This is a genomic window from Shimia sp. SK013 (assembly GCF_001292625.1).
Classification (GTDB): Bacteria; Pseudomonadota; Alphaproteobacteria; order Rhodobacterales; family Rhodobacteraceae; genus Shimia.
On sequence record NZ_LAJH01000021.1, the window covers coordinates 145,490 to 154,832 of the forward strand.

A 9,343-nucleotide genomic window follows, 5' to 3' on the forward strand; every position below is an offset into this window, starting at 1 on the left:
CGGACGGCGTTTAACTCTATGTCTTCAGCGGATCAAGGAGAAACCGGCAACGTATATTCGACGATCTCGGTTCTTTGTAGAAAGCGGAAGTTGTCGTCTGAAATTGCCGTTACGCGAATGTCTCCGGCGTCATCGCGCCAAACGCTGATCCCCTCCAGGTTATCGTGTTTGCCTATCGCCCTGGAAAAGATGATCTTTTCGTCTTCGGCGACGCCGTTGGTTATGTCAAAACTACGCACGCGAGTGCGAAATCCAATGCCGTTGAAACCGCGTTCCAACACATAAAGGCGATTGTCTGGACCGAAATCCGCGCCCACAGGCTGAAACTGCTTATCGCGGGACAAAGTAAAAGCCGCCGACCACGCGCTGTTCTTTAACTGGAAAACCTGAATCTTGCTGTCCGGACCAATGGCGACCTCTGGCATGGCATAGATAATGCCGCGACTGTCCACAGCCAAAGCTTCAAAACCACCGTTTAGCGGCATGCTGTCAAAGTCGGTGTGCCATGGCATTTGAATTGGCAAATCGCCCGGTTTGGCAAACCGCTCCAACCTGTGCTCACCCTCGAAGGCAACAACAAGACTGCCATCGGCCAATCGTGCCAGCCCCTCGGAATCGCGCCAGCCCGTGCGTTTGGCAAAATGCCCTTCAGGACGCAAAACGCGGCTTTTGCGCAGAACATCTACGCCAACAATCACGCCTGCTTCACGCTGAAGAAGTGCCTCCACAAAGTACCCGCGATCTGTGACCGCAAGCATCTCTTTCCCATCTTTGGACAGATCAATCGCAGAAATTCCACCGAACCACGTTTCGGTCAGGTGCCACCGATACGCACCGGAAAACCGCGCATCCTGGACCTCTGTTTCTGCATAAATGAGTGGCGAAGCCAGAATGCCAAGACACAAAAAAAGCGTGGTTTTCAGGGCGATTGCAAAACGTCGACGCATTGGCCAGGCAGATCCATCATTGTTAGTTCACGTCGTGGCTTGGGTTTGGGGGCATTCGGATCAGGTGGGGGGGGGAACAAGATGTCCTGCACCCATTTTTCCGCGTCGTCGCAGCCATCTCCGGCTGGTGGTGGGTCTTGGTTCACACAACCCTGCGCGCCTTTTGGGCAAGTCAAACGTACATGGAAATGATAATGGTGCCCCCACCATGGCCGAATTTTTCGCAGCCACTTGCGGTCGCCCTTTTCATCGTTGCACATCTGCACTTTGGCACCTGGGAACACAAATATCCGGGCCACACGTGGATCGCTTGCTGCGGCTTTCAGAACCTCATGATGCTGTTTCGTCCAGCTACCATTTACAAAAGCCCCACGTTCCCGCCGCATGGAGATTGACGAAATGCTCTCGCGCTCAGAAGCGCTTAGGGTCAATCGATCTGGCGGCAACATCCATATGTCAACATCCAGTCCCAGTTGATGGCTTCGGTGTCCCGACAACATTGGACCACCGCGGGGCTGGCTGATGTCGCCGACATAGAGCCCTTGCCATCCGGGTTGCCGGGCGGCCTTCGCTGACAGCTCTTTGATATAGGAAATGGTTTCGGGATGTCCCCAGTTGCGATTGCGCGATAGCCGCATCGCTTGCCATGTCGGACCTGTCTCCGCTAACTGCTCGCCGCCCGCGACACAGCCTTTGGAATAGCTGCCAAACGGAGCAGGTGATTGCCCGCTGCCGTCAGGTTTGGCACCAAAAAGTTGTTTGGCTTGGACGCCCTGCATTGCCGTCGGAACGGCCTGACGGGTTGAAACCGTCGGACTTTCCACAGTTTGCGTTTTGCAGGCGGCCAGCGCCACCAGCAGGGGAAGGATCAGGAAGCTGCGTCCCATTTTGTTTGATCTCCTGCAGGGTTGACCCAGCGTAGCAGGATCAAGCCCAACAGGAAAAGGACGATCAACGGTGTTACTCCGATTTGTTGGCTGCCAGACACGGCCGTCATCACCCCGATCAGGAATGGTGCAATAAAGGACGTGGCCTTGCCCGCCAGAGCATAAAGGCCAAACGACTCAGCCGTGCGATCAGGGATAGCCTGACGCACCATCATAGAGCGGCTCGCAGATTGGATCACGCCGCCGGCGGCGCCAATCAGCACACCCATAACGTAGAACGCCCGATCAGGTAGGGTCGATTCAGGTCCCACAGCGATGCCAAACACGCTTTCGCGCGAAATGAACACGATAGAAATCGCCACACCACACAGGACCCAGATGCAGACTGTGATTACGGGTTTCGGGCCAAACCTTGTGTCAGCCCGGCCGCCCAGCCATGCAAACACTGCGCCCGAGATGATCGCAAGAATACCAAAGATGCCAACGTCGATAACCGACCATTCCAGCACACCCGCCGCGTAAATTCCGCCAAATGTATACATGCCGTTGAGCGCGTCCCGATAGAACATCGAGCTGCCGAGGTAAGCCAGAAGAGACGGCGTTTGGGGCAAGTTACGGATCGTGCCCGCTACGTCGCTCAGCGCCTTTCGGGTAGCGCCTTTGGGGGGCTTGGCCCGTTTGGGATCGCGGACCCACAGAAAGAAGGGGATCATAAAGACTGCGTACCATACCGCCGTCAAAGGACCGACCGAGCGCGTGCCTTCGCGTTGGGAGGCGTCCAAACCAAAGAGCGGATCGATGCCGATTAGTGTTTTTCCCGTCTCTGCGTTTTCCGCAAAAAGCGTCAGCATGATAACAAGCGCGAACAATCCACCCACATAGCCGAAGGCCCAGCCATTTCCGGAAATGCGCCCGATCTCTTCTTTCGTGCCAAGATCCGGCAACATCGAATTGGTGAAAATCGTTGCAAACTCCATCCCGATCATACCGATCGCAAAGAGCGTTAGCGTCCAAATTAGATTGAAATTGTCCGGTGCGGCCCACCACAATCCGAAAGACCCGGCGACATACATTATTGAAAACAGCCAGATCCAGCGTAAACGGTTGCCAAATGTGTCGGCCATAGCACCCAAAACGGGTGCCATGATCGCAATGATTATGCCGGCCGCCGCGATGCCAAATCCCCAAGCTGCTTGGGCTTGGGCGCCGTCACCAATCAGATCCTTGATGTAGGGCGCAAAGATGAACGTGATCAAAAGCGTATTGTACGGTTGACTGGCCCAATCGAAAAAGAACCATCCCCAGATGCGCTTGCGCGCTGAAACCTCAGACATCCCCATCCCCGGTCTGTTTTTCCATACTTAGACAGGGTGGTCGGACTAATAGCAAGTTAATCCTTTTGAGGTGGCCAAGGTCGCGTTGCGTCGGCGTCGATCCAGTTTTGAACCCATTCCGGAGCCTCCGGCGTGGGCGTGGCTTGCTGCATTGCTGCTATGACCGTTTGCGGAGGTATAATTCCGTCTCGTCCAGTTATCGCCGCCCGGTAAAGGGCTTGATTCGCGCACTCTCCATCCTGCTTCCACATGGATTGTTCGAGATAGACAAACCGGTCGTCCCAAAAGACCGCGCGGCTGCACATCGTGATCTTTTCAAACGTGCGGATGCGACGGCGATACCGGACTGACGCGCCAGCCATCGTCATGCCCCATTGGTTTTTGCGCAAAGTGTTGATCAGCCCATTGCGCCGCGCCAGCGGAATACGACCCAGATCAAACAGCGTCAGCGTGCGCCCGTTGTTGAGTTCCATCCACAGATCGATGTCAGACGGCCAGCAACGGTGCGTTGAGATATGCGTGCCAGTTAGGGGAAGTGAGTCTGCATTTCGGAATTTCACCAGTTCCTTGATCATTCGCATGATGGGGTACATCGAGACATGTCCTCAGGTGGAGTCGGATGCACGCGTTCAACGCCTCTAGCAAGGGATCGTCAACCGTGTTCTCGCCTTGGCCTTGTGATTTAGGGATTTGGTGCTTAATTGTTGGCCGAAACCAATGCAAAGGCCAAGCAATGCCCCCCATCGCAACCCTTCTGGACCTTGTCCTCAGTGTGCTTTTCTTTTTCATGATTGCGCACATCATCATGAGTTGGCTGATTAACTTTCAGGTCTTGAATATGGGGCAGCCCATTGTCGCCCAGATTTGGCATGGACTGAATCGACTGTTGAACCCGATATACGATCCTATTCGGCAGGTTCTGCCGGACACACGTCCGTTGGATTTGGCACCTTTGGTTATTTTTATTGGTGTGATTTGGGTCCGTAGCTCGATCATACCATTGATCCCCATCTGATCTTGGCCTCTTGCTCCTGACCTGTGGCTGTGGGACAGTCCGCCAAAGAGCAGACTGCCCCAAGAAACAGGTCCCATATGCCAGCCGCTGCCACGGTTCTCAGCGACGTATTCGGCTTTGAAAACTTCCGCCCTGGCCAGGAAGAGATCGTCGACGCGGTGACGCGTGGCGACAATGTTCTGGCGATCATGCCCACCGGCGGTGGCAAATCCCTGTGTTTCCAATTGCCTGCGCTGTTGCGCGAAGGCGTGACCGTTGTGATTTCGCCTTTGATTGCCTTAATGCGAGACCAAGTGCGCGCGTTGCGCGAGTCCGGCGTCGAGGCTGGCGCGCTTACTTCGGGTAACACCGATGAGGAAACTGCACAGGTTTGGGATGCGCTTGGGGCGGGCCGTCTAAAGCTGCTTTATATCGCTCCGGAACGGCTCGGATCCCACGCAGCGATGGGCATGCTGCGTGACATCAACGTGTCGTTGATCGCCGTGGACGAAGCCCACTGCGTCAGCCAATGGGGGCACGACTTTCGTCCCGATTATTTGCGCATCGGAGAGTTGCAACGCGCGCTTGATGTGCCGATTGCCGCGTTCACCGCCACTGCAGACGCTGAAACCCGCGCTGAAATTGTTCAACGGCTGTTTGGCGGGCTCGCTCCGCAGACCTTTTTGCACGGGTTTGACCGTCCAAATATCCATCTGGCGTTTGCCTCCAAAGACAATCCGCGGCGGCAAATCTTGCAATTTGCGGCAGCACGAAAAGGTCAATCCGGCATCGTTTATTGCGGCACGCGGGCCAAGACCGAAACGCTGGCAAAGGCGCTGCGTGAGGATGGGCATTCTGCGCTGCATTATCACGGTGGCATGGACCCAGCCGAAAGGCGAAACACTGAGGTCAGCTTTCAACGCGAAGACGGGCTGATTGTGGTTGCGACAGTGGCGTTCGGCATGGGCGTGGACAAGCCCGATATTCTTTGGGTCGCGCACGCGGATCTGCCAAAATCCATTGAGGCCTATTATCAGGAAATCGGCCGCGCAGGACGGGACGGCGCACCCGCGGAAACCCTGACATTGTTTGGACCCGACGACATCCGACTGCGGCGGTCGCAAATTGACGAAGGCCTCGCCCCGCCAGAGCGCCGTGCCGCCGATCATGCTCGCCTCAACGCGCTGTTGGGATTGGCCGAAGCGTTGGAATGTCGTCGGGAAAACCTGTTGGCCTATTTTGGCGAAACAGAGGTCAGCTGCGGCAAGTGTGACCTGTGCGACGCACCTGCCGATGTGTTTGACGGCACCGAGGCGGTGCGCAAAGCCTTGTCGGCGATTCTGCGCACGGAAGAATGGTTCGGCTCTGGCCATCTAATCGACATTTTGCTGGGCAATGAAACGGATCGCATTCGCGAACGTGGCCACGACGTGTTGCCGACCTATGGCGTTGGGCGCGAATACGACAAACGCCAATGGCAGGCTGTTTTTCGTCAGATGATGGGTCACGATCTGGTGCGCCCCAATCCCGAACGCCACGGTGCATTGACAATGACGGACAATGCGCTGCCGGTACTCAGAGGTGAGCAATCTGTCCGATTGCGCCGCGACACGATCAAATCCGCGAGCCGCCGCCCCGCTGTCAAAACGCTGGTTAGCGAGGAACACGCGCCGTTGATGTCTGCTCTGAAAGCCAAGCGTCGCGCCCTGGCCGAAGCGGCCAAAGTGCCAGCCTACATTATATTCAACGACAAAACCCTGGCGGAAATGGCCGAATCCCGCCCCGCCAACCTTGACGAAATGGCAAGAGTGGGTGGGGTCGGCGCCAAAAAGCTGAGCACATATGGCGACGCCTTTCTTGAGGTCATCAACGGCGACGTCCAGGAGATGCATCCCAGTCGCCGCAAAATCGCAGGTCGCGGGGATGCCACGCTCTATGATCAGCTGTTAGAAGCGCAATCCCAACTGCTGCGCGGGCCTGAGGGCATCGACAAACCCATGAGCTGTTCTGCCTCGCTTTTGGCCAAGGTAGCCAGCGCCCGTCCGCGCGATGCAGACAACATGGTGCGCCTTTTGGGGGATCGCCGCGCAGAGCGTTTCGGCAACGCGTTTTTGGATGTGCTACGCGATGCGGACTAAGTTAACGAGCGAAGGAAACCAGATATGCTGACAGTGATTTCTCCGGCCAAGCGCCTGAATTGGGATGCGGTGGACGGTCCCATGACGGAGCCAGCTTTCCAGGACGACGCCATTCGCCTAACCAAGACAATGCGCAATCTGACACTGACCGACCTGCGTAAGTTGATGGATCTGAGTCCGGAGCTTGCCCGTCTCAACCGTGATCGGTTCAAAGCCTTTGCAGATGCGCCATCGTCTGAAACCGTTCGCCCCGCTGTGCATGCTTTTGCAGGCGACACCTATATTGGCCTTGATGCAAACAGCCTTGAGCCTGATGAGATGCGTTTTGCGCAGGATCATTTGCGCATTCTGTCTGGTTTGTATGGCGTACTGCGCCCACTGGATGCGATTCAGCCTTATCGTCTTGAAATGGGCAGCCGCCTTAAAACCCGCCGGGGTAATTCGCTGTATGACTATTGGCGCGATGGCCCTGCCAAAGCCCTTCGGTTGCAAGCCGAGGCCGTGGACACCGACACGTTGCTTAACTGTGCCAGCCAGGAATACTTTGGTGCCGTAGATCTCAAGGCGCTGAAACTACGGGTGGTGACGCCGGTGTTCATGGAGGAGCGCAACGGTCAGACAAAGATCGTGTCGTTCTTTGCCAAAAAGGCCCGCGGATCGATGGCGCGGTTTGTAACTCAGAACCGGATTGTAAACGCCGAAGCGGCCAAGGAGTTCGATTTTGGCGGCTATGCGTTCCAACCCGAGATGTCTGACGGAGACCGATGGGTGTTCCTGCGGGATTATCCTGAAAGCTGAGAGGTTAGGTCCGGTGTGCCGTCGCCATTAAACGGGTTGCTGACATCTTTGGGGAGCGACTTTGAAATCACGTTGAACACTTCGGCTTTGCGCACGGGTTTGGTGAGATAAACATCAAGCCCTGCAGCAAGGATGTCGTCAGCGTCGTTTGAGCCCGCCAGCGCAGTCAGCGCCACGATAGGAGTGCGCTTTCCTGTCAATTCTTCGAGAACGCGAATGTGGCGTGTGGCCTCTTTTCCGTCCATCTTGGGCATGGAGATGTCCATCAAGATCAAGTCGGGGGTGTTGGCTTTATACATCTCGACGGCCTCTTCGCCGTTGTGGGCAAACACGAGATCGAGATCGAGTGGTCGCAACAATTTGGTCAAAACGAGCCGGTTTGTCTTGTTGTCTTCCGCCGAAAGCACCCGCATCCGCCTTTTTTGTAAGCCGTTTGGCGCAAGCTTTGCAGGAAGAGCGCTGCCAGCGGAGGTTTCGATGCAGCGGCATAGCGCATTGCGCGAAATCGGTTTGCGCACCACAGCCGCAACAATTGGGATGTCGGACGCCTTGGCGCGAATGTTTTCGTCGCTGGTCATCATGATGACGGGGGCCCCTAGGGCCATCCGCTGTAGTTCACCCGCCAGATCCAAAGCGTCCAAATGTCCGGGACCGTGGTCGATCACCACCAAATCGGCCTGCGGTGCAAACATCAGTGCGCGACTTTTGTCGCCGCATATGGTTACTCGCGCGCCCAATTGCTCCAACTGCTTCTTGAGCAGGTCGCAATTGATCGAAATATCTGAGGCCACAACAATGTGCTCCACATTTTGCGGCAGAGGCGTCGGTATTTTTTCGCAGTTTTCGTGAACGGGCAGCGCCAAGCGGAAGCCAAAGGATGTGCCTTCGCCCTGAATACTGTCGACCCAGATTTCACCGCCCATACGCTGAATCAACTGTCGTGTAATTGCCAACCCCAAACCGGCGCCCTCAAACTCGCGGTTCTGGGCTTCGTCAGCTTGTGTGAATTCGCCAAAAATATGCTCCAGTCGGTCTTCCGCGATGCCTATTCCCGTATCCTGAACGTTAACATGCAGAACCGTTTCAGCGCCGTCTTTGACGATCACCCCGACGACACGTACAAGGACGTGGCCTTCGCGCGTGAACTTGATTGCGTTCTCAATCAGCTTGGTCAGAACTTGGCGGACGCGGGCCGGGTCTCCGACAAATTCGGTAGGAAGGAACAGGTCATAGTCGACCAACAATTCCAAACCCCGTTCGCGCGCGGGGATTTGCAACATCGCGATGACTTCGTGAATGCACCGCTCAAGATCAAAGGCCTCCTGACGCAGTGCCATATTTCCCGCCCCAATTTTGGAATAGTCGAGCACGTCATTGATGACAGACATCAATGCCTCGCCTGAACTCTTGATGGTGGAGGCGAAGAGATGTTGTTCTTCGGAAAGCTCGGATTCCATCAACAGGTCGGCCATGCCGACAAGGCCGTTCATCGGCGTGCGGATTTCATGGCTCATGTTCGCCAGGAACGCGGATTTTGCGTGTTTGGCCGCCTCAGCCGCCTCCAACGCCGTTTGCAATGTGGCCTCGTACGCGACGGCATCTGTCACATCCATGATCAGGCTTACACGGTCGCCGCTTTCTCCTGTTTTCAGGAGGGGTTGGACAAAACGGCCATTTGACAGTTTCAATGTGAATGGCTCAACGCTGTCGTCTTGCAACCCTTGCAGTAGGGCCGCGCGCAACGCTTCCGGATCTAGCCCCTGAAAATCGATGACGCCGTTATCAAAGGCATAGTCCAAGATATCGGTTAGGCTGACGCCGGGCTTGACCACATCAGAATGATTAAAGGTGGCCAGGTAAGCCGGGTTTGCGGCCAGCATCGCCCCCTTCTCATCAAAGAACGCAAAGCCGTCACGCACGGCGCCGATAGAACTCCAGAGCCGCTGCTCTGCCTGATCCGCACGATGGGTCGCCGCCGCAACCTCAGACTGCATTTGGCTTTTCTCGCGCAATACCAGTCTGTGATCTGAACGGACTTCCTGGATCTCAGTTGTCAGTTTCTGAGTTTTGGCACCCAACCGAAGCTGTAGCGTCGACAATTCAGCTTGCTTGATTGCAAGCAATTGCTCTGCCGCAAGGCGAGCGCGTCGTTCGTTTGCAATTTTTTCGGCCAACGACATGTAGGCGTCCCCAGACTCAAGACTTGGATACACACATACTGAGGGTCGGAAATGAACATCAACTT

At 55.9% G+C, this 9,343-nt stretch carries 8 protein-coding genes; 3 read left to right on the forward strand and 5 right to left on the reverse strand.

Going from position 1 to position 9,343, the window contains the following annotated elements; translation table 11 throughout:
* Window positions 1–32: 32 nt before the first annotated feature.
* The 4 genes from SHIM_RS16630 to SHIM_RS16645 all read right to left on the reverse strand — a co-directional run bounded on the left by SHIM_RS16630 (window position 33) and on the right by SHIM_RS16645 (window position 3,761).
* Complete coding sequence (locus SHIM_RS16630; RefSeq protein WP_054003796.1) at window positions 33–947, reverse strand: esterase-like activity of phytase family protein; 915 nt, start codon at window positions 945–947, stop codon at window positions 33–35.
* Window positions 920–1,726 (reverse strand): penicillin-insensitive murein endopeptidase, encoded by an 807-nt coding sequence (mepA, locus tag SHIM_RS16635; RefSeq protein ID WP_446740611.1) that lies wholly within the window; start codon window positions 1,724–1,726, stop codon window positions 920–922. The genes SHIM_RS16630 and mepA overlap by 28 nt, the downstream gene beginning before the upstream one ends.
* An 89-nt stretch (window positions 1,727–1,815) precedes the next feature.
* Complete coding sequence (locus SHIM_RS16640) at window positions 1,816–3,168, reverse strand: MFS transporter (protein ID WP_054003798.1); 1,353 nt, start codon at window positions 3,166–3,168, stop codon at window positions 1,816–1,818.
* Window positions 3,169–3,224: 56 nt separating this feature from the next.
* Window positions 3,225–3,761 (reverse strand): acyl-CoA thioesterase, encoded by a 537-nt coding sequence (locus SHIM_RS16645; protein WP_054003799.1) that lies wholly within the window; start codon window positions 3,759–3,761, stop codon window positions 3,225–3,227.
* Between the two features lie 140 nt (window positions 3,762–3,901).
* Between SHIM_RS16645 and SHIM_RS16650 the strand changes: the two genes are divergently transcribed.
* The 3 genes from SHIM_RS16650 to yaaA all read left to right on the forward strand — a co-directional run bounded on the left by SHIM_RS16650 (window position 3,902) and on the right by yaaA (window position 7,098).
* A complete protein-coding gene (locus SHIM_RS16650; protein WP_054003800.1) occupies window positions 3,902–4,183 on the forward strand; it encodes a YggT family protein in 282 nt (93 codons plus the stop codon).
* 77 nt (window positions 4,184–4,260) lie between these two features.
* On the forward strand, window positions 4,261–6,300 hold the full coding sequence (recQ, locus tag SHIM_RS16655; RefSeq protein ID WP_054003801.1) for a DNA helicase RecQ: 2,040 nt from the start codon (window positions 4,261–4,263) through the stop codon (window positions 6,298–6,300).
* 24 nt (window positions 6,301–6,324) lie between these two features.
* A complete protein-coding gene (gene yaaA, locus SHIM_RS16660; RefSeq protein ID WP_054003802.1) occupies window positions 6,325–7,098 on the forward strand; it encodes a peroxide stress protein YaaA in 774 nt (257 codons plus the stop codon).
* Here the strand turns inward: yaaA and SHIM_RS16665 are convergent.
* Window positions 7,083–9,278 carry a response regulator gene (locus SHIM_RS16665; RefSeq protein WP_054003803.1) on the reverse strand — a complete coding sequence of 732 codons (2,196 nt, stop codon included), beginning with the start codon at window positions 9,276–9,278 and terminating at the stop codon, window positions 7,083–7,085. The genes yaaA and SHIM_RS16665 overlap by 16 nt on opposite strands.
* Window positions 9,279–9,343: the final 65 nt, after the last annotated feature.